The organism is Candidatus Microbacterium phytovorans (assembly GCA_029202445.1).
Lineage (GTDB): Bacteria > Actinomycetota > Actinomycetes > Actinomycetales > Microbacteriaceae > Microbacterium > Microbacterium phytovorans.
This window is the reverse complement of record CP119321.1, coordinates 999,580-1,019,051: the sequence shown is the minus strand read 5'-3', so window position 1 is coordinate 1,019,051 and position 19,472 is coordinate 999,580. Positions and strand designations below refer to the sequence as shown.

Here is a 19,472-nt window from a genome sequence, read left to right as displayed (position 1 = left end):
CGTCAGCGGACGCCGAGGAAGGAGCGGTCGGTCAACACGATCGGTCCGTCGTCGGTGATCGCGACAGTGTGCTCGGAGTGTGAGCCTCGCGACCCGTCGACACTGCGGAGGGTCCAGCCGTCCGGATCCGTCACCAGCTCATCCGTCGTGCGCAGGAACCACGGTTCGAGGGCTAGGACGAGTCCTGCCCGGAGGGGATAGCCGCGGCCGGCCTTGCCGTCGTTCGGGACGTGGGGGTCGCCGTGCATCGTGCGGCCGACTCCGTGACCGCCGAAGTCGGTGTTGATGGAGTATCCATCGGCGCGCGCCACGTGCGAGATCGCGGCCGAGATGTCGCCGATGCGATTGCCGACGACTGCGGCGTCGATCGCCGCATCCAGCGCGCGCTCGCTTGTGTCGATGAGGGCGAGGTCCTCGTCGCGGGGAGTGCCGACGATGAAGGAGACGGCGGAATCGGCGACCCAGCCATCGACGGACACGGCGAAGTCGAGAGTCACGAGGTCGCCGTCTCGCAGTGCGTAATCGTGAGGAAGCCCGTGCAGGACGGCGTCGTTCACGGAGGTGCAGATGACCTTGCCGAACGGGCTGGCGCCGAACGAGGGGTGGTAGTCGATGTAGCAGGACTCGGCCCCCGCCCGACGGATCATGTCGTGTGCGCGACGATCGATGGCAAGAAGATTCGTGCCGACCGTCGTCTCATCGCGCAGGGTCGCGAGAACCTCGGCGACGAAGCGTCCTGCGGGGCGCATCTGCTCGATCTCGGCGGGGGTGCGCAGCTCGATCATCGGCTTCCTTTCACTCAGCTTCCATTCTGACTGACCGGCGTACCATCGAGGACATGTGGGTTCGACAGGCGTTCTACCGATGGTTGATTCCCGCGGCATTCGTTCTCCCGCTGTGGCTGTTCATCGGGTGGATCGTGTTCGGCGCCAACCCGTGGGCCTTGCTGTGGGTGCTGCTGTCCGCTCCGCTCGTTCTCATCGGGCAGTTGATCCTCACTCTGCTCATCCGCGCCCGCGGTACCGTGCGTTCCGAGCGTGCGGTCTCGTGGACGGATGCCGGTGCCGTCGGCGCATGGCACGTTCTCGTCATCGCGCTCGGCGTGTTCGACAGCCGATGGTGGTGGGTCGCGCTGCTGGGCGCCCTCGTCGTCGGCGTCGTGGCGCTGTGGACATCGCTCACCCAGCTGTGGCGCGAAGCGCGTGGCATCCCCGACGTCCTGCGCTCCGCGACGGGTCAGCGCTACGTGCGTCCCGCGACAGACCCGTCGGCCACTACGGACGCTCGCCGACCCGAGCCGCACGAAGTCATCGTCATCACCGAGTCGACGCATCCCGACGGTCGCTGACGGGAGCTTCCTCCGGCGGGCGCTCCGGGTTTGGAGCGGGCGCTCGTCCATGGCAGAATGGTTCTTTGTGCCCTGAACAGGCTCTGCCTCAGGGGAGCACGGCGCCGCTTCAGGCGCCTCGGGCACGCAACATCCTCCAATTCAGACTCTCGCGATCGACCTGTGGCGGTCGCAGGAAGTGACGATCATGCAGATCCTCGACTCCGTCGACGCGGCCTCGCTCCGCTCCGACATTCCCGCCTTCGCTCCCGGTGACACCGTCAAGGTGCACGTGAACATCACCGAAGGAAACCGCTCGCGCGTGCAGGTCTTCCAGGGCGTCGTCATCGGCCGCTCGGGCGACGGTGTCCGCGAGACCTTCACGGTCCGCAAGATCAGCTTCCAGGTCGGCGTTGAGCGTACCTTCCCGGTGCACAGCCCGTCGATCGACCACATCGAGGTCGTCACCCGTGGTGACGTCCGCCGCGCCAAGCTCTACTACCTGCGCGACCTTCGCGGCAAGAAGGCAAAGATCAAGGAGAAGCGCGACCGCTGACGCGCTTCCGACGATGCCCCGGGTCCCTTCGGCCCCGGGGCATCGTCGTCCCCAGCCACTGCACTTCTGATCACCGCGGAACGGTCCGTCGTGCGCGCCGCTCACCGGAGATGTGCGAACCTTGACGGGTGTGGTCGGGCGGATGTTCCCCACCGTCGCGACCGCCGAGAGAAGGATCTGAATGACCACCGAGAACAGCGCCGCCCCGGCTGCGACCGATCCGTTCCGTTCGCGGCGTCGGCGCATCTGGCCGCTCGTGCGCGATGTCCTCGTGATCATCGTGATCGCGGTGCTCGTGTCCTTCCTTGTGAAGACCTTCCTCGTGCGTTCCTTCTACATCCCGTCCGGCTCTATGGAGCAGACTCTCCGCATCGACGATCGCATCCTCGTGGACGAGCTGACACCGCGATTCGGCGGCTATGACCGCGGCGATGTCGTCGTGTTCCGCGACCCCGGTGGCTGGTTGCCGTCCGAGCCGAAGGTGGAACGGTCGGTGCTCGTGGAGGCGGTCGACTGGGTGCTCGCGCTCGTGGGCATCTCCGCTCCGGACAGCAAGGAGCATCTGATCAAGCGCATCATCGGGGTGCCCGGGGACCACGTCGTGTGTTGCAACGCGCTCGGCCAGGTGACCGTCAACGACGTTCCGATCGACGAAGGGCCGTATCTGAACCTTGCGCCGGGCCAGAATGCGCCCGAAGTCGTCCCCTACGACGTCACGGTGCCCGACGGATCACTGTGGGTGCTCGGGGACAACCGCGATGCCTCGCGGGACTCCCGGTACAACACGGATCAGCCCGGCGGCGGGTTCGTCCCGATCGACAACGTCGTGGGTCGCGCCTTCCTCGTCACGTGGCCGCTCGATCGATTCGGGCTCATCGATTTCCATCACGATGTCTTCGCGGGTGTGCCCGACCCCACGCCATGACCGTCGTTGCTCCACGCCTCACCGTCGAAAGGCGGCTCCTGCGGGAGCACGCGTTGCTCATCGCGTGCGATGAGGTCGGGCGGGGCGCGCTGGCGGGACCCGTCGCGGTGGGAGCCGCCGTGGTGGATGCCGCGGGTGCACGTCGACGTGTACCTGCGGGCCTGCGGGACTCCAAGCTCGTCGCCGAACACCATCGACCTGCCGTCGCCGAGCGCGCGCGTGACTGGACGATGGCCTCGGCTGTCGGCTGGGCCGATGCCGCCGAGGTCGATCGCGTGGGGATCATCCGGGCACTCGGGCTCGCCGCGCTCCGGGCGATCGGTGAGCTCCGCGCGAGCGGCATCGTCCCCGAGGATGCCGTGATCATCCTCGACGGCAACCATGACTACATCACCCCGGCCGGGGGGAGTGGGCTCCGCGTGCAGCCCATCGTGAAGGCCGACCGCGACTGCGCGTCGGCGTCCGCGGCATCCGTGATCGCGAAGGTCGCCCGCGACGATCTCATGACGCGTCTTCATGACGAGGTGCCCGTCTATGGCTGGGCGCAGAACAAGGGATACGCCAGCGCGGCACATCGTGAGGCAATTCGATCGCATGGTCTGAGCGCGTATCACCGCGCCTCGTGGGCGATCACGGACGCCCCCACGCTGTTCTGACCGGCGGGGAGCACCCCGGGGCACATAGGATTGATGCACCATGGATGACGAAGTCTTCGAGGATTACGACCGCGAGCTGGAGCTGGCGCTGTACAAGGAGTACCGCGACGTCGTTTCGCAGTTCCAGTACGTGATCGAGACGGAGCGACGCTTCTACCTCGCGAACGATGTGAACGTGGTCCGTCGCGACACGGAGCACGACTTCTATTTCGAGATCTCGATGACCGACGTGTGGGTGTGGGACATCTACCGCGCCGACCGATTCGTGAAGTCCGTTCGCGTGCTGACGTTCAAAGATGTCAACGTCGAGGAACTGCAGCGTCGCGACTTCCAGATCCCCGACGAGTTGTCGCTCGATTCCTGATCTCGGGGACTCCTCCTCCCCAGGACCGCTCTATCGCGCGCCGTCCACCGATCGGCCTCTGAGTCGTGCCCTGACCACGCCCACTCGCCACCATCGAGACCATGGCGAAGAAGGACGATCGAGGTCGTGCAGGTGAAGAGCGAGCGGCGCGCTACCTCGAGGCACGCGGTTACCGCGTCTGGGACCGCAACTGGCGGTGCCCCCAGGGCGAGATAGACATCGTTGCCGACGACGGACGAGATCTCGTCGTGGTCGAGGTCAAGACGCGGCGCACAGACCGGTTCGGGCATCCGTTCGCTGCGGTGGATCGTCGCAAGCGGGAGCGGCTGTGGCGGCTCGCTCATGCCTGGGTTCGGGCGCACCCCGGCGCTGCGAGCGGCCGGAGCGTGCGCATCGACCTGATCGGCATCACCGGTGAGCGTCCCGCTACCGCCGTCCTCGAGCACCTGGAGGACCTCCGATGAGCGTGGGACGTACCTGGAGTGTCGTGCTCACCGGGTTGCAGGGCGACCTGGTCGAGGTCGAAGCAGACCTCTCGACGCAGACACCCGGCTTCTCGATCATCGGCCTGCCGGACAAGTCGATCGGCGAGGCACAGCAGCGCGTTCACAACGCGTGCGGCAACAGCGACTTGCCGCTGCCGAGGCGTCGCGTCGTGGTGAATCTGTCTCCTGCCGGTCTGCCCAAGCACGGCACCGCGCTGGATGTCGCCGTGGCGATCGCCGCGCTCGCAACCGAGTTGCCGATGGAAGCGGCGTCCCTGGAACGCACCGTGCATCTCGGCGAACTAGGGCTCGACGGAAGGCTCAGGCCGGTGCCCGGGGTGCTCCCCGCGGTCGTGGCCGCCGCTCGCGCGGGCATGTCCCGCGTGGTCGTGCCGGCTGCGTGCGCCGACGAGGCGCGGTTGGTCGAGGGCATCGAGGTCGTCCCGGCGGTGAGCCTCCGCGATGTCGCGCGCTTTCACGGACTGGACGTCGCGGAAGTCGCGGCGGAGCCGGTCCCGTTGTCGGGGGAGGGGATCCGACGAGAGAGCACGCGGAGTGACGCGGTCGACCTGTCGGAAGTCGTGGGCCAGCAGGAGGCGGTCGACGCACTCGTGGTCGCCGCCGCGGGTGGGCATCATCTCCTCATGAGCGGACCGCCCGGTGCCGGCAAGACGATGCTGGCCCGGCGGCTGCCCGGACTCCTGCCCGACCTCGATGATGATGCCGCGTTGCACGTGGCATCGCTGCGCTCGCTGTCGGGTGATCCCGTGCAGGTGCTGAACCGGACCCCACCCTTCGAAGCGCCGCATCACTCGGCGAGCGTCGCCGCTCTCGTCGGCGGCGGGAGTAGGACCGTGCGCCCGGGAGCGATCGCGCGCGCGAGCGGTGGGGTTCTCTTCTTGGATGAAGCGGGGGAGTTCGGGGCCCACGCACTCGATGCGTTGCGTCAGCCGTTGGAGTCGGGCGAGATCGAGATCCATCGTGCGGGCTTCCGCGTCCGCTTTCCCGCGCGCTTCCAGCTCGTGCTCGCAACCAACCCCTGCCCGTGCGGCCAGTACGGCGTGCCCGGCGGCGTGTGCACGTGCCCGTCTCTCGCCATCCGACGCTACCTGGGCAGGCTGAGCGGCCCTCTGCTGGATCGCGTGGATATCGAGCTCTCCCTGCGGCGCGTGGCTCACGCGCACCTCTTCGCGGATGCCGGGACGACCAGTACGAAAGCGGCGCGCGAGCGTGTCCTCGCGGCGCGCGCACGATCGAGCCGCCGCCTCTCTCGTACGCCGTGGCGTACGAACGCCCAGGTGAGCGGAGCGTGGCTGCGCTCCGGGCCTGCTGCTCCGGGACGTGATGTGCGAGGACCCCTCGATGCTGCGCTTCAGCGGGGAGCGCTCACTCTGCGCGGCTACGACAGGGTTCTTAGGGTCGCCTGGACGCTCGCGGATCTCGATGATCGCGACGTCCTCGGCGTGGAGGACATCGGTCGCGCGTTGTTCTTGAAGAAGGGGGTGACGCAGGGATGATCGATCTGTCTGATCGCGCGGTTATCGAGAGAACGCGAGGGCTGGTAGGGGACGAGACGTCGGCGCACGAGCGCGCCGACGTCGATGCACGGATGATCTGGTCGGCGCTCACCGAGCCGGGCGATGCCGTTGCGGGCGCCCTCATCGCGTCGAGCGGGCCTCGCCGAGCTCTGGAGGTGCTGGGATCGAGCGACGCCGCGCCGCTGATCAGCGCGCAGGCGGAGGTCGACTCGCAGACAGCCGCAGTGAGTCTCGAGCGATGGCGAGCTCGTCAAGGCGATGCGCCCGCGGCCTCCGCGGCCGCCCGTCGCTCACAGGTCCACGTACTGACGCCTGAGCAGGAAGGCTGGCCCGAAGGGCTTCGCGATCTTGGTCCGCACAGTCCCCATTGCCTCTGGTTTCGGGGAGACGCGCGGGTCCTGAGCCCCGGCCGATCCTCGGTGGCGCTCGTCGGTGCACGCGCCGCGACCGCCTACGGGCAGGACGTGGTGACACAGCTCGCGGGAGAGCTGGCCGCTGACGGAGCGGTCATCGTCTCAGGTGGTGCCTACGGCATCGACGGCATGGCCCACCGTGCAGCTCTCACGGTGGGCGGGGCGACCGTCGCCTGGCTGGCAGGCGGTGTCGATCGGCCCTATCCCGAGGGCAATCGCCAGCTGCTCGAGAGCATTCCTCAGCGAGGCGGAGCGGTGGTCGCCGAGGCGCCGTGCGGATCGGCTCCGACGAAGTGGCGGTTTCTCGCGCGGAACCGCCTCATCGCCGCCGCCTCGGCGGCCACGGTCGTTGTGGAGGCCGGGTGGCGTAGCGGCTCCATCAACACGGCAGGACACGCCGCTGCCCTCGGGAGGCCGCTGGGTGCGGTTCCCGGGCCGGTGACCAGCGCCGCGTCGGCCGGGTGCCATCGTCTGCTGCGCGAATATGCTGCGGAGTGCGTGACGTCTGCGAGCGACGTGCGGGAGCTGTGGGGGGACGTCGGCCGCGAGGAGACGACCTCGTCGGAGGGGCGCACCGATGATGCGACTCGCGTCCTCGATGCGCTCAGCAGTCGCGTCGATCGTGACATCGCCGAGGTGGTCCGCCGATGCGGGCTGAGTGCAGACCGGTGCGCCGCGGTGCTGGGACTGCTGGCACTGGAAGGGCGCGCCGAGCGCCGCACGCAGGGTTGGCGCGCGGTCCGGCGCTGAGCCGGTGTGCCTGCGTGTGCGCGACCCGGCGCGCGGCATGCTGGGGGGATGGAATTCGCCGTTGCTGCTGGTGCGTACACGCGGTACCTCGCCGACGTTCGACGACTGTCGCCGGCGACGGTGAAGGCCTACGAATCCGACCTCCGTGACCTCGGTCAGGCGTGCGACGTCCAGGAGTTGGCTGAGATCGATGTAGAACACCTGCGTGAGTGGTTGTGGCGCTCGGTGCAGCGCGGCGACGCACGAGCGACGATCGCGCGGCGGACCGCCGCTGTCCGTGGCTTCTTCGCCTGGGCGGTCGAGTCCGGGCACCTGGAGAGCGACCCGAGTATCCGCCTGAGTGCCCCCAAGCGGGGGCGATCGTTGCCGAAGGTCGCCACCGCGGCGACGATGGCCGACGTGCTCCAGAGCCTTCGCACGGTTGCCGAAGAGGGGGATCCGATCACTCTCCGCGACAGTGCGATTCTCGAACTCCTCTACGCGTCGGCACTTCGCGTGTCCGAGCTCTGCGGCATCGATATCGACGATTTCGACATGCATCGGCGGACGGTCCGTGTGCTCGGCAAGGGGAGCAAGGAGCGCATCGCACCGTACGGAGAACCCGCACAGCGAGCGCTCGACGCGTACTTGGTCAGGGGTCGGCCGGTCCTGGCATCCCGAGGCGAAGACGCTGCGACAGTCGCCGGGGCGGTCTTCCTCGGCGCGCGCGGTGGTCGCATCGGTCCACGCGCCGTCTACGACGTGGTCAGCCACCGCCTGGGGCCGGCGCTCGGCACTCTCACTGTCGGGCCGCACGCCCTGCGGCACTCCGCAGCCACGCATCTTCTCGACGGCGGCGCCGACCTCCGAGCCGTGCAGGAGATTCTCGGCCACGCGAGCCTCGGGACCACGCAGATCTACACGCACGTCTCCGCGGAGAAGCTCACGGCGAGCTACCGACTCGCGCACCCCCGAGCGTGACGAGCGCGCTGCGGCGGATCACCCGAGAAGGGGCGTACCGGCGGCGCAGCAGGGGAGGAGTACCGCTCGCGGCAGTCTGCCCAGCAGGAGCGTCGGATCGACGTACGCTCCGTCCAGACGGATGCCGACGTGTACCTCGCCTTCCATAGTGTGACCCCCGCGCGCCACGGTGGTCAGAGATTCACCCACGGTGACCGACGCGCCAGGCGTCACCTCAGCGATCGACACCGGCTCGAGTGACACCAGATAGCCGTCGCCGCGATCGATGGTCACGACGCCCCGGTCGACGACGACGCCGGCGAACACGATCACTCCGGTGGTCGGTGCCTTCACAACCGTTCCGGATGCCGCGGCGAGATCGACCCCGCGGTGGCCGGCGCCATACGGGTTGTGGGCGAGATCGAACGGGCGCGCGACCCGCACAGGCGCGGTGGGCCACGTCCACTCCGATTCGCCGTCGACGCCCTCGGCGGCGACTGCCGCGGAGGCATGGCCTGCCCACGGGAGAACTGCGAGCACGAGCATGGTGAGGACGACGGGCGCGAAGAGTCGGTGCATGGTCACACCCTCGTCGAGTGCCACGACCGCGGGGGGCCTCTGCACGTCGTCAGGGGAGGAATTCCGTGCACCGGCGCGCGGGGAGGAGACCCTGCGACTGATACACTGGGCCTGCACTCCGCATGTCGGAGTGACTACGCGTGCCCGCACATCGGCCCGCACACCCCAGGTCTCCACCGTCTCGACGGTCGAGCGGGTGTGCTCCGGGGCACCAGGCTCCGCGACCGCCCGGTCCGCGGGAACAACCGAAAGAACAGGAGTACGGCCATGGCCGTCGTCACCATCCGCCAGCTGCTCGACAGCGGCGTCCACTTCGGACACCAGACCCGTCGCTGGAACCCGAAAGTCAAGCGCTTCATCCTCACGGAGCGCTCCGGCATCCACATCATCGACCTGCAGCAGTCACTGTCGTACATCGACAAGGCCTACGAGTTCGCGAAGGAGACGGTTGCACACGGCGGCACCATCCTCTTCGTCGGCACGAAGAAGCAGGCGCAGGAAGTCATCGCCGAGCAGGCGACGCGTGTCGGTCAGCCCTACGTGAACCAGCGGTGGCTCGGTGGCCTCCTCACCAACTTCTCGACGGTGAGCAAGCGTCTCGCGCGTATGAAGGAGCTCGAAGAGCTCGACTTCGAGAACCCCGCGGAGAGCGGCTTCACGAAGAAGGAGCTCCTCCTCAAGAAGCGTGAGCTGGACAAGCTCCACAAGTCGCTCGGCGGTATCCGCAACCTCCAGAAGACGCCCTCGGCGATCTGGATCGTCGACGCCAAGCGCGAGCACCTCGCGATCGACGAGGCCAAGAAGCTCGGTATCCCGGTGATCGGCATCCTCGACACCAATGCCGACCCCGACGAGTTCCAGTTCCCCATCCCGGGCAACGACGACGCGATCCGTTCGGTGGGTCTGCTCACCCGCATCATCGCGGACGCCGCCGCTGAGGGTCTCATCCAGCGTCACCAGCCCACCGAGGAGTCGGCTGACGCCGAGCCCCTCGCGGACTGGGAGCGCGAACTGCTCGAGCAGGGTGGAGCCTCCGAGGCTCCCGCGGCTGAGGCCGCCGTTGCCGAGGCCCCGGCTGCTGAGGCCGCCGAGACGCCCGCCGCCGAGGCGCCCGCCGACGAAGCCGCCGCCGCATCGGTCGACGCCGCAGAGGCACCGGCCGAGGCGTCCGCCGAGACCGCCGAGTAATCCGCTTCCGATCCGTCCCGGTGCCGGGCCTTGCGTCCGGCACCGGGACGATCAGCCTCAGATTTCGCACGACGACACACCATTAGGAGCCACCACACATGGCAAACTTCACCATCGCCGACATCAAGACGCTGCGCGAGCAGCTCGGCACGGGCATGGTCGACACGAAGAAGGCGCTCGAGGAAGCCGACGGCGACCTCGAAAAGGCTGTCGAGATCCTCCGTCTGAAGGGCGCGAAGGGCAACGCCAAGCGCGCCGACCGCTCGACCAGCGAGGGCCTCGTGGCCGCCGTCCAGCAGGGCGACACCGTCACGATCATCGAGCTCAACACCGAGACCGACTTCGTCGCGAAGAACGACCGCTTCCTCGCACTGGCAGACAAGGTGCTCGCCGCCGCTGCCGCCGTCGGCGCCGACTCCGCTGAGGCGGCGCTGGCTGCCGACGCGAACGGTCAGAGCGTTGCAGAGCTCATCTCCGACGAGGCCGCCATCATCGGCGAGAAGGTCGAGCTGCGCCGCGTTCGCACGCTGAGTGGCGACGCCTTCGAGATCTACCTGCACAAGACCAGCAAGGACCTGCCGCCGCAGATCGGCGTGGTCGTGGCCTACAGCGGAGACGACGCCGAGACGGCGCGCAGCATCGCGCAGCACATCTCGTTCGCCAACCCGACCTACCTCGCTCGCGAGGACGTCCCCGAGGACGAGGTCGAGAAGGAGCGTCAGATCGTCACCGAGATCTCGCGCAACGAGGGCAAGCCCGAGGCTGCGCTGCCGAAGATCGTCGAGGGTCGTGTCGGCGCGTTCTTCAAGCAGGTCGCCCTGCTCGACCAGGATTACGCGAAGGACAACAAGCAGTCCGTCGCCCAGGTCGCGAAGGCCGCCGGCATCACGATCACCGACTTCGCCCGCTTCAAGGTCGGCGCGTAAGTTCGAACAGGGGCCTGCATCACCACGATGCGGGCCCCTTTTCGATGCCCGCCGAACGATATCCTGCAACCGTCGAGAGGAACCCCGTGACCGATGAGACCACAGGACGCCGACGCGTCCTCCTGAAGCTGTCGGGGGAGGCCTTCGGTGGAGGTCAGCTCGGTGTAAACCCCGATGTCGTGAGCCAGATCGCGCGTGAGATCGCCGCGGCGGTCGACCGCGTCGAGATTTCGATCGTCGTCGGAGGCGGCAACTTCTTCCGCGGTGCGGAGCTCAGTCAGCGGGGCATGGATCGGGGGCGCGCCGACTACATGGGAATGCTGGGCACGGTGATGAACGCGCTCGCGCTCCAGGACTTCCTCGAGCAGGCGGGGGCCGCCACGCGTGTGCAGTCGGCGATCTCCATGACGCAGGTCGCGGAGCCCTACATCCCGCGCCGCGCCGAACGTCACATGGAGAAGGGGCGCGTGGTCATTTTCGGCGCCGGCGCCGGCCTCCCGTACTTCTCCACCGACACGGTCGCCGCTCAGCGCGCTCTGGAGATCGGTGCGGACGAGGTCCTTGTCGCGAAGAACGGCGTGGACGGCGTGTACACCGCCGATCCGAAGACGTCTGCCGATGCTGTGAAGCTGGACCGCCTGACCTACAACGACGCTCTGCAGCGCGGTCTGAAGGTCGTGGACTCGACCGCCTTCAGCCTCTGCATGGACAACGGCATCGACATGCGCGTGTTCGGGATGGAGCCCTCCGGCAACGTGACGCGGGCGTTGCTCGGAGAGCCCATCGGAACGCTCGTCACCGTCTGAGTCACCCCGTCCGTCCGCACTAGACTTGATCGACGCAACAACGAATGGAGTGACTGTGATCGCCGAAACACTGGCCGACACGTCCGCACGCATGGACCGGGCCGTCGAGGCGGCGAAGGACGACTTCGCCACCGTGCGCACCGGGCGTGCCAACCCTCAGCTTTTCCAGAAGATCCTCGTGGACTACTACGGCACGCCGACGCCGCTGGCGCAGCTCGCCTCCCTGAACAACGTCGAGGCCCGCACGCTCGTCGTGACGCCCTACGACAAGTCCGCTCTCAAGGCGATCGAGCAGGCGATCCGCGACACCCCGAACCTCGGTGCCAACCCTACGAATGACGGCAACCTCGTGCGCGTCACGATGCCCGAGCTCACGGCGGAACGCCGCAAGGAGTACGTCAAGCTCGTGCGTGCGAAGGGCGAGGATGCCAAGGTGCACCTGCGTGGGATCCGCCGCAAGTCCAAGGACGAGCTCGACGCTCTCAAGAGCGAGGTGGGTGAAGACGACCTCGCTCGCGCCGAGAAGGAACTCGATGCCATCACGCGCGCGCACGTCGACGAGATCGACGAGGCGCTGAAGCGCAAAGAGGCCGAGCTCCTCGAAGTCTGACAGACGGATGACCGACGAGCCTGCGGACGAACTCGGGGCGGATGACGCCTCGCCGTTGACGCGCGCCGAAGCGAGGCGGGCGGCGCAGGACGAGAGTTCGGCTCTCCACTCCCACGTGCGCGCGGCGCGATCCGAGTTCGAGCACCAGATCGTCAAGGCTCGAGCGGACTTCGAGCAGGTGAACGACCGGATCAACGCACGAACCGGGCGCAATCTCCTCCTCGCGACCCTGATCGGCCTGGCGATCGGGGCGGCTGTTCTCGGATCGCTGCTCTGGGTCAAATGGCTGTTCCTGCTGTTCGCCATCCCCGTGTGTCTGCTTGGCGTCTTCGAGTTCTCCCGCGCACTCCAGACCGCCGGGCGTCGCGTCGACCTCTGGCCCCAGCTCGCGATGGGCGCGGTCATCATGGTCGCGGGCTTCGCCGAGGGACACTGGACTCATTGGGTGACCACTTTCGCGGCGGTCGCGTTCCTGATCGTGTGGCGGATGCTCGCGCAGATGTCGGCGCGGGACGGGCGCCGCTACGGAGACGTCGTCTCGGATGTCCTGGTCGCGGGGTTCATCCCGCTCTACGTGCCGTTCCTCGCCAGTCTCACTCTCGTCCTCTTGCGCCAGGACGGCGGTGAGTTCTGGCTGCTCGCGATGATCGTGGTGGTCGTCGTGGCAGACACCGGTGCGTACGCATCGGGGCTGGCCTTCGGACGGCATCCGATGGCTCCGCGGATCAGTCCGAAGAAGACGTGGGAAGGATTCGCGGGAGCCGCTGTCGTCGCGATCGGGTCGGGTGTTGCGTTGGCGCTCCTCCTCCTTCACGTTCCGTGGTGGGCCGGAGTGCTGTTCGGCGTCGTCATTCTCGCGTCCGCCACCGTAGGCGATCTCGGCGAGTCGATGATCAAGAGAGACCTGGGGATCAAAGATATGAGTTCATGGCTGCCGGGTCACGGCGGAGTCCTCGACCGACTCGATTCGATCCTGCCGTCGGCGGCCGCGGCTCTTGCGATGTCCTTCCTCCTCGCACCGCTGGCCACATCATGAGCGCTGAGACCCCGGTGCTTCCTTTTCCCCTCGTGACCGGCAAGGCGGAGGGGTACGACATCGCCCAGGTCGACGAGTTCCTCGCGGCGGCTCGGCGCGCGTTCGAGACCGACGACCCTACGGAGCTCAGTTCGGTAGACGTGCGCCGCACGGCGTTCCGCCTGGTCAAGCGGGGCTATCAGATCGCCGCCGTCGACGCGGCGATGGGGCGCATCGAGGACGCCTTCGCCGCTCGCGAGCGAGAGAACGCGCTCGCGCAGGAGGGCGCGCGAGCGTGGGTTGGTTCGTCGCGAAAGCTGGCTCAAGAAGTCCTCGATCGGCTGAGCCGGCCGTCGCGCGAGCGCTTCCGACGCGTCGGCGCTCTGCGCTGGGGGTACCGCATCGATGAAGTCGACGCCGTCGCGGATCGGATCGCGCGATACCTCGAGTCGGGGGAGAGCCTCACGGTGGAGCAGGTGCGTACCGTGGCGTTCCGGATGCAGCGCGGCGGCTACGACGAACTGCAGGTGGATGCCGTTCTCGATGCCGTCATCGAGGTCATGCTCGCCGTAGGCTGACGCTCCGCGGCTGTTCGCGTGGCAGGCGCCGAGTCCTACGGGTAGAATCGACGGCACTGTGACTTCTGATGGCGAGCTGATCCCCGCGACACGGCGGTCTCTTGCGCACCGGTCGACGACCGTCGCGAGATCGAACCGCAGTTCGTCCGAGCCGCCGCAGTGGTCTCGTCGCCGACACATCGTGTCGGTGTTCGCGGTGTTCGCGGCGACGGCGTTCGCAGCGGGCTACGTGCTTCCGCTCACCGCGGGATCGCCGCGTGCAGAGGCAGCGGAGCTGGACCCGGTCTCGCTGTACGCGAGTTCCATTGCCGACGCCCAGGACTATGTCGCCGCATCGGGCGCCGAAGGCGACCTCGGCCGTGACGACCTGCGCTTCAGCGTCTATGTCAAGCCGACTCCGACACCCACCCCCACTCCGATTGCGAGCGGCTCGACGTCATCGTCCCGCTCCTCCGGGTGGGCGCCGCCCTTCGTTACCCCCGACCCCGGCAGCGCACAGGCCATCGCCTACGAGATGGTGACGGCGCGCGGATGGGGCGATGACGAATTCGCCTGTCTCGTCGCGCTCTGGAAGAAGGAGTCGGGCTGGCGCGTCAATGCGTACAACAAGTCCAGCGGCGCGTACGGCATCCCGCAGGCCCTACCTGGCACGAAGATGGCGAGTGCGGGCGCGGATTGGGAGACCAATCCGGCGACGCAGATCAGTTGGGGTCTCGGTTACATCAAGGGACGCTACGGGTCGCCGTGCGGCGCGTGGGATCACTCCCAGCGCAAAGGCTGGTACTGACCGGATGCCACGGTCGAACCGCCGGCGCCGCGACGATGCCGGTTCTTCTGACGACGCGCTCGCACGGTTGATGAGCGGGTGGAAGCGCACGGAGTCCCGACGTGGCGTCGAATGGACCGTTCAGCCGGTGTCGGCAGCGCAGGCACAGAAGACGTACATCTGTCCAGGGTGCGGACGTGACGTGGCAGCGGGCACCGCCCACGTCGTGGTGTGGCGCGCTGACGGAGTTCTGGGTGACGCGGCCGACCTGGCTGCGCGTAGACACTGGCACAGCGCCTGTTGGAGGGTCGGCTGACATGGAGATCAGGGGTCCGGTGCAACTTCCCGCGCGCCGCGAGGACATCGAACTGCACACGCTGGACGGACTGACGCTCGTCGGCGAGTTGGCGCTCCCCGAGTCCGCTCCGCCCGTGGCCACCCTTGTGACACTGCATCCGTTGCCGACTGCCGGCGGATTCATGGATTCGCACGTGCTGCGCAAGGCCGCCGGGCGGCTGCCCGCTCTCGCCGATCTCGCCGTCCTCCGCTTCAACACGCGAGGGACGACATCTCCTCGGGGAACGAGCGAAGGGGTGTTCGACGGCGGAGCGTCGGAGGCGTTCGACGTGGCGGCCGCGGTGGCGTTCGCGCGCGAGCGGAACCTGCCTCGTCCGTGGTTGGTCGGTTGGTCGTTCGGTACGGAGCTCGCGCTCAAGTACGGACGCGATCACGACATCGAAGGCGTGATTCTTCTATCGCCCCCCTTGCACAGGGCGACTGCCGACGACGTTGCCGCCTGGGCGGGCGATCACCGCCGTGTGGTGGTCCTCGTTCCCGAGTTCGATGATTACCTGCGGCCCGAGGAGGCGGCGGAGCGGTTCGCGTCGATCCCTCACGCCACGCTGATTCCTGTCGAGGGAGGGAAGCACCTTTGGGTCGGGGAGAATCAGACCCGCCGAGTGCTCACGGAGATCGTCGCCGCTGTGAATCCGGACGCGCTCCCGCTGCCGGTCGAGTGGCCCGACGCCTGACGCCGCCGGGGTGGCCTCACAGCTCGTTCTGGCGAGGAATGACGACCTGCCGGTAGATGATCAGGATGCTGGCTGCCACCGGGATGGCGACGAGGGCTCCGAGCAGCTGACCCAGTGAGGCGCCCGCGAGAGCCGCGATCACGACGACGGCACCGGGCACCGAGACCGCGCGGTTCATGATGCGAGGCGAGATGAAGTAGGCCTCGACCTGCATGTACACGACGTACCAGATGAGCGCTACGAGCGCGGTCAGCGGCGATCCGAGCCCGGGGATGAGGCAGGTCAGCACGATGATGACCGAGCCGGTCAGCGTACCGACGAGGGGAATCAGCGAGAAGAAGAACGCGACGACGGCCAGCACTGCCGCGAAGGGCGCGTCGATGATCGTGAGGAAGATGGCGCTCAGCACGCCGTTGATCACCCCGAGGCTGACCTGACCCATGACGTAATAGCCGACGGATGCCGTGATCTGCTCGGCCAGATCGATGAACCGCGCGCGCTTCGACGCCGGCACCAACTGATAGACAGCGGCTTTCAGCGAGGGGGTGGACGAGGTGAAGTAGATCGTCAGGATGAGCACGATGATCGCGCCTGTGAAACCGGCGATGATCGCGGCGCCGAAAGACACGAGGCTGGCGCCGACGGCCGATCCGACGTCGCCCAGATCCAGCGACTGGTACCAATCGGACAGGTAGTCGAAGACCTGATCGACGTTGAGGGCCGGGAAGACGCCGTGCAACCACTCCTTGGAAGCGGTGATCGGATCCCACTCCTGGGCCACTGCGCTCGCGATGAGCTTCTGGATCTCGGTGATGAGCTGACTGATCTGCCCGACGATGATGGGCACGACCATCAGGATGATGCCCGCGAACACGGCGAGCACGCCCGCGAACGTGATGAGCAGCGCGGCCCAGCGGGGGAGTCCTCGACGCTCGAGCCACGAGACGAGCGGGTCGAGACCGAGCGCAAGGAAGAGCGCGGTCCCGACATACAGGAGGACGGTCGACAGCGTTTGGACGCTCGTGATGAGCAGGATGCCGACACCGACGCCGAGCGTCGCGATGAGAGCCGTCCGGAACGGGTGCTGGATCTTCACTGACTGGTCTCCGCCTCTGAGGTTGTCGTTCACGATACGCGGATGCGGCGTGCCGACGCGGGATCGCCACCCCCTCCCGGGCGACATTCAGGTCGTTTCGCTAGTCTGGAACGTCGATTGTGCACTCCGGCGGCCCGAGACGCCGCGTGTCGTGCGGGAAGGTGACGTTTCGTGCGTTTTGTCTGGGCGGTGGCCGCCTTCGTGCTGGCTACGGTGATGATCGGTGCGGGCATCGCCCAGCGCACCGTGCTGCAGGGGCCGAAGTCAGAGACGCAGGCCATTCAGATCGACGAGTCGGTGCCGTATGTGCTCGTCGACGGCGGTGTCCTCAGCAGTCACAGCGGCTCGCAGACGCTGCGGGTGCAAGGCGAAGGCACGATCTTCGCCGCGTACGGCCGCACCGATGACATGCAGGCATGGCTGGCACGTTCGGACTACGTTCACGTCACGGAGTCGGGAGACCGCGTGACCACGACGGCTGTCGCGCCCGTGCCCGTCGACGACGCCGATTCCGAAGCCGCGGAGGCGCCGACGACGCCCGTGGGGTCGGACCTCTGGGTGGACGAGTTCCAGCAGGAGGACGTGCTCATCACCCCGCTGCAGCTCCCCGCAGACATGAGCGTGCTCGTGGCATCCGACGGCGTCGCCGCCGCCCCCACGCAGTTGTCGATCACCTGGCCGACGGGTGTCACGACGCCGTGGGCGGGACCGCTCATCGTCGGTGGTGGCATCATGCTCGCCATCGGCGTCGTCCTCTACGTCCTGGGGGTCCGACACGTGCGGCGCTCTCGAGGGCCCCGCCGCAAGGGCCTTCCCTTGACGCCCACCGAGCCCATCGATCTCTCCGAGTCGGCGTCCGAGAAGGGCGTGATCAGCGCCTCGCCCACTCGTCGACAGCTCTCGGGCGGGCGTCGCGCCTTCGTCGCACTGCCGGTCGTTCTCGCCTCTGCGCTGCTGGTGACGGGATGCTCGGCCGACTCGTGGCCGCAGTTCGCGTCCTCCGCGACCCCGAGTCCTTCGGCGACCGTCGTCGTTCCCGAAGGTCAGGACGATCCTCCGGCGGTGACGAAGGCCCAGGCGGAGCGGATTTTGGCGCGGATCGCCGAGCAGGTGGCGGCCGCAGATGAGAAGAACAGTGCGAAAGCGGCTGCCGAGCGTCTCGAAGGCGCGGCACTGGCGACCCGTACGACCAACTACACGTTGCGCAAGGAGCTCAAGGATCTCGATCCGCTCCCCGCCATTCCGACAGCGAACCTCAAGATCCTTCTTCCGGAGGCCTTCGAGGGATGGCCGCGTACGTTCTTCGCGGTCGTCGAGGATGCCGACTCCGGAGTTGCGACCATCATGACCGTGACGCAGCGCGACGCGTGGTCCAACTACAAGCTCTCTTACATCGCCAACATGGTCGCGGACGCGAGCCTCAATGTCGCGCCGGAGTACATCGGGGCGCCGAAGGTTCAGCCCGACTCAGCCTTCCTCGTCCTGGCGCCGCAGGATCTCGCCGCGGCCTACGCCGACGTCCTCGACAACGGTGAGGACAGCGAGTACGCGGCGCTGTTCGAAGAGGAGAGCGACAGCTTCCGCGCGTTGGTGGCTGACAACCGCGCGGATCGCGTCGCCCAGTTCAACAAGACGGGGTCGAAGACCGGCAAGATCGCGTTCGCGGCATCCGCGGGTAAAGCGGACCCGGTCGCGATGGCAACACTTGACAGCGGCGCAATCGTCGCGGTGCTCGTCAACGAGAGCGACTCGGTGACGCCCACCAATGACGACGCGGTCATCAAGGTTCCGGATGATAACAAGGTCGTGAAGGCACTGAGCGGCGTCAGCCAGTCGGCCACCGGCTTCACGACGACCTACGCCGATCAGCTGTTCTTCTTCGTGCCCTCGCAGAGTTCGACCGAGCGCATTCAGTTCCTGGGCTATTCGTCCGACATCCTCTCAGCCAAGGTGGTGAAGAAGAAGTGACCGATCCCACACCGGGTGCCGTGCTGCGCGGCGCCGTCGATCTGTCCTCGCTCCGTTCCCGTCCTGCCGCCCCGGCGGCGCCCGCTGCGTCCGACGCTGCGGCGCCCGGTTCGGCGCCCTCGCTCGTGTTCGATGCCACCGATGAGACGTTCGGGCAGGTGCTGGAGCTCTCCCGCAGCGTTCCGGTCGTCGTCGACCTGTGGGCGGAGTGGTGCGGACCGTGCAAGCAGTTGAGTCCCATTCTCGAGAAGGTCGCCACCGAACTGGCGGGGCGAGTCGTCTTGGCGAAGGTCGACGTCGACGCGAACCCGCAGTTGGCCCAAGGATTCCGGGCGCAGTCGATTCCGATGGTGGTCGCCCTGATTGCAGGTCAGCCGGTGCCGCTGTTCACGGGGGCCGTACCCGAGGCCCAGGTTCGCGAGGTGTTCGGGCAGCTGCTGCAATTGGCCGCTCAGCACGGTGTGACCGGGACGGTGCCGGCGGGCGACCCGACCGAAGATGCCGACGAGCCGCACGAACCCGAGCTCCCGCCGCTCCACCAGGCCGCCTTCGAGGCGATCGAGGCCGGCGACTACGCGAGCGCGATCTCCGCATACGAGGCGGCGCTCGCGGAGAATCCACGTGATGAAGACGCACGGGCCGGGCTCGGCCAGGTGCGCTTGCTCGCGCGGGTGCAGGAAGCGGATCCGGGCGCGGTGCGGGCCGCGGCGGCGGCCTCTCCACTCGACGTGGCAGCGCAGCTCGCCGTGGCCGATCTCGACATCGCCGGCGGACACGTCGACGACGCGTTCGACCGCCTCCTCGAGCTCTTCGCAGCACTCCCCGGCGACGATCGCGCGCCGGTGCGGGAGCGTCTGCTCGAGCTCTTCGGGCTCGTCGGCGACGCGGACGGTCGTGTCATCCGCGCGCGCGGACGCCTCGCGAGCCTTCTGTTCTGAGGGTCCAGCGCGCGTGTG

At 67.7% G+C, this 19,472-nt stretch carries 23 protein-coding genes; 20 read left to right on the top strand and 3 right to left on the bottom strand.

The genetic code is table 11. The annotated features are described in order from the left end of the window. Positions 1-2: 2 nt before the first annotated feature. Positions 3-785, bottom strand: coding sequence for a type I methionyl aminopeptidase (map, locus tag P0Y48_04870; GenBank protein ID WEK14538.1), 783 nt, complete (start codon positions 783-785; stop codon positions 3-5). A 53-nt stretch (positions 786-838) separates the two neighbouring features. Between map and P0Y48_04865 the strand changes: the two genes are divergently transcribed. The 9 genes from P0Y48_04865 (at position 839) to P0Y48_04825 (ending at position 7,974) form a co-directional block, all read left to right on the top strand. Further along, a complete protein-coding gene (locus P0Y48_04865) occupies positions 839-1,348 on the top strand; it encodes an MFS transporter permease (protein ID WEK14537.1) in 510 nt (169 codons plus the stop codon). Positions 1,349-1,535: 187 nt separating this feature from the next. Further along, complete coding sequence (gene rplS / locus P0Y48_04860; GenBank protein WEK14536.1) at positions 1,536-1,883, top strand: 50S ribosomal protein L19; 348 nt, start codon at positions 1,536-1,538, stop codon at positions 1,881-1,883. A gap of 181 nt (positions 1,884-2,064) precedes the next feature. After that, the gene (gene lepB / locus P0Y48_04855) at positions 2,065-2,808 is read left to right on the top strand and encodes a signal peptidase I (protein WEK14535.1); all 744 of its coding nucleotides are present in this window, start codon (positions 2,065-2,067) and stop codon (positions 2,806-2,808) included. Beyond that, positions 2,805-3,464 (top strand): ribonuclease HII, encoded by a 660-nt coding sequence (locus P0Y48_04850; protein WEK14534.1) that lies wholly within the window; start codon positions 2,805-2,807, stop codon positions 3,462-3,464. The genes lepB and P0Y48_04850 overlap by 4 nt, the downstream gene beginning before the upstream one ends. Positions 3,465-3,504: 40 nt before the next feature. After that, positions 3,505-3,828: a DUF2469 family protein gene (locus P0Y48_04845; GenBank protein WEK14533.1), complete on the top strand. Its 324-nt coding sequence runs from the start codon at positions 3,505-3,507 to the stop codon at positions 3,826-3,828. 101 nt (positions 3,829-3,929) lie between these two features. Continuing rightward, a complete protein-coding gene (locus P0Y48_04840; GenBank protein ID WEK14532.1) occupies positions 3,930-4,292 on the top strand; it encodes a YraN family protein in 363 nt (120 codons plus the stop codon). Then, positions 4,289-5,830 (top strand): YifB family Mg chelatase-like AAA ATPase, encoded by a 1,542-nt coding sequence (locus P0Y48_04835; protein WEK14531.1) that lies wholly within the window; start codon positions 4,289-4,291, stop codon positions 5,828-5,830. Before P0Y48_04840 ends, P0Y48_04835 begins: the two co-directional genes overlap by 4 nt. Before the next feature lie 92 nt (positions 5,831-5,922). Then, positions 5,923-7,014, top strand: a complete 1,092-nt coding sequence (dprA, locus tag P0Y48_04830) for a DNA-processing protein DprA (GenBank protein ID WEK15009.1) — start codon at positions 5,923-5,925, stop codon at positions 7,012-7,014. A gap of 48 nt (positions 7,015-7,062) precedes the next feature. Beyond that, complete coding sequence (locus P0Y48_04825) at positions 7,063-7,974, top strand: tyrosine recombinase XerC (protein ID WEK14530.1); 912 nt, start codon at positions 7,063-7,065, stop codon at positions 7,972-7,974. An 18-nt stretch (positions 7,975-7,992) separates the two neighbouring features. On the opposite strand, the gene P0Y48_04820 is transcribed toward P0Y48_04825, so the two are convergent. Next, entirely contained in the window at positions 7,993-8,532 is a 540-nt protein-coding gene (locus P0Y48_04820) for a M23 family metallopeptidase (GenBank protein WEK14529.1), read from the bottom strand. Positions 8,533-8,799: 267 nt separating this feature from the next. Here P0Y48_04820 and rpsB point away from each other — a divergent pair, with 267 nt between their 5' ends. From rpsB to P0Y48_04775, 9 genes are all read left to right on the top strand, one after another. Next, a complete protein-coding gene (gene rpsB, locus P0Y48_04815) occupies positions 8,800-9,720 on the top strand; it encodes a 30S ribosomal protein S2 (protein WEK14528.1) in 921 nt (306 codons plus the stop codon). A gap of 98 nt (positions 9,721-9,818) precedes the next feature. Then, entirely contained in the window at positions 9,819-10,646 is an 828-nt protein-coding gene (gene tsf, locus P0Y48_04810; protein ID WEK14527.1) for a translation elongation factor Ts, read from the top strand. An 86-nt stretch (positions 10,647-10,732) separates the two neighbouring features. Further along, positions 10,733-11,452: a UMP kinase gene (pyrH, locus tag P0Y48_04805; GenBank protein WEK14526.1), complete on the top strand. Its 720-nt coding sequence runs from the start codon at positions 10,733-10,735 to the stop codon at positions 11,450-11,452. A gap of 55 nt (positions 11,453-11,507) precedes the next feature. Next, on the top strand, positions 11,508-12,062 hold the full coding sequence (gene frr, locus P0Y48_04800; protein ID WEK14525.1) for a ribosome recycling factor: 555 nt from the start codon (positions 11,508-11,510) through the stop codon (positions 12,060-12,062). Positions 12,063-12,069: 7 nt separating this feature from the next. Beyond that, positions 12,070-13,098: a phosphatidate cytidylyltransferase gene (locus tag P0Y48_04795; protein ID WEK14524.1), complete on the top strand. Its 1,029-nt coding sequence runs from the start codon at positions 12,070-12,072 to the stop codon at positions 13,096-13,098. Continuing rightward, positions 13,095-13,655, top strand: a complete 561-nt coding sequence (locus P0Y48_04790) for a DivIVA domain-containing protein (GenBank protein ID WEK14523.1) — start codon at positions 13,095-13,097, stop codon at positions 13,653-13,655. The genes P0Y48_04795 and P0Y48_04790 overlap by 4 nt, the downstream gene beginning before the upstream one ends. A gap of 58 nt (positions 13,656-13,713) precedes the next feature. Then, on the top strand, positions 13,714-14,442 hold the full coding sequence (locus P0Y48_04785) for a transglycosylase SLT domain-containing protein (protein ID WEK14522.1): 729 nt from the start codon (positions 13,714-13,716) through the stop codon (positions 14,440-14,442). A gap of 4 nt (positions 14,443-14,446) precedes the next feature. After that, positions 14,447-14,737: a hypothetical protein gene (locus P0Y48_04780; protein ID WEK14521.1), complete on the top strand. Its 291-nt coding sequence runs from the start codon at positions 14,447-14,449 to the stop codon at positions 14,735-14,737. A gap of 1 nt (position 14,738) precedes the next feature. Further along, positions 14,739-15,452 (top strand): alpha/beta hydrolase, encoded by a 714-nt coding sequence (locus P0Y48_04775; GenBank protein ID WEK14520.1) that lies wholly within the window; start codon positions 14,739-14,741, stop codon positions 15,450-15,452. A gap of 16 nt (positions 15,453-15,468) precedes the next feature. On the opposite strand, the gene P0Y48_04770 is transcribed toward P0Y48_04775, so the two are convergent. Further along, positions 15,469-16,548: an AI-2E family transporter gene (locus tag P0Y48_04770; GenBank protein ID WEK14519.1), complete on the bottom strand. Its 1,080-nt coding sequence runs from the start codon at positions 16,546-16,548 to the stop codon at positions 15,469-15,471. A 171-nt stretch (positions 16,549-16,719) separates the two neighbouring features. On the opposite strand from P0Y48_04770, the gene P0Y48_04765 reads away from it, so the two are divergent. Both P0Y48_04765 and P0Y48_04760 read left to right on the top strand, forming a co-directional pair. Then, positions 16,720-18,516, top strand: coding sequence for a glycosyl transferase (locus P0Y48_04765; protein WEK14518.1), 1,797 nt, complete (start codon positions 16,720-16,722; stop codon positions 18,514-18,516). Beyond that, the gene (locus P0Y48_04760; GenBank protein WEK14517.1) at positions 18,513-19,454 is read left to right on the top strand and encodes a tetratricopeptide repeat protein; all 942 of its coding nucleotides are present in this window, start codon (positions 18,513-18,515) and stop codon (positions 19,452-19,454) included. Before P0Y48_04765 ends, P0Y48_04760 begins: the two co-directional genes overlap by 4 nt. Positions 19,455-19,472 lie beyond the last annotated feature (18 nt).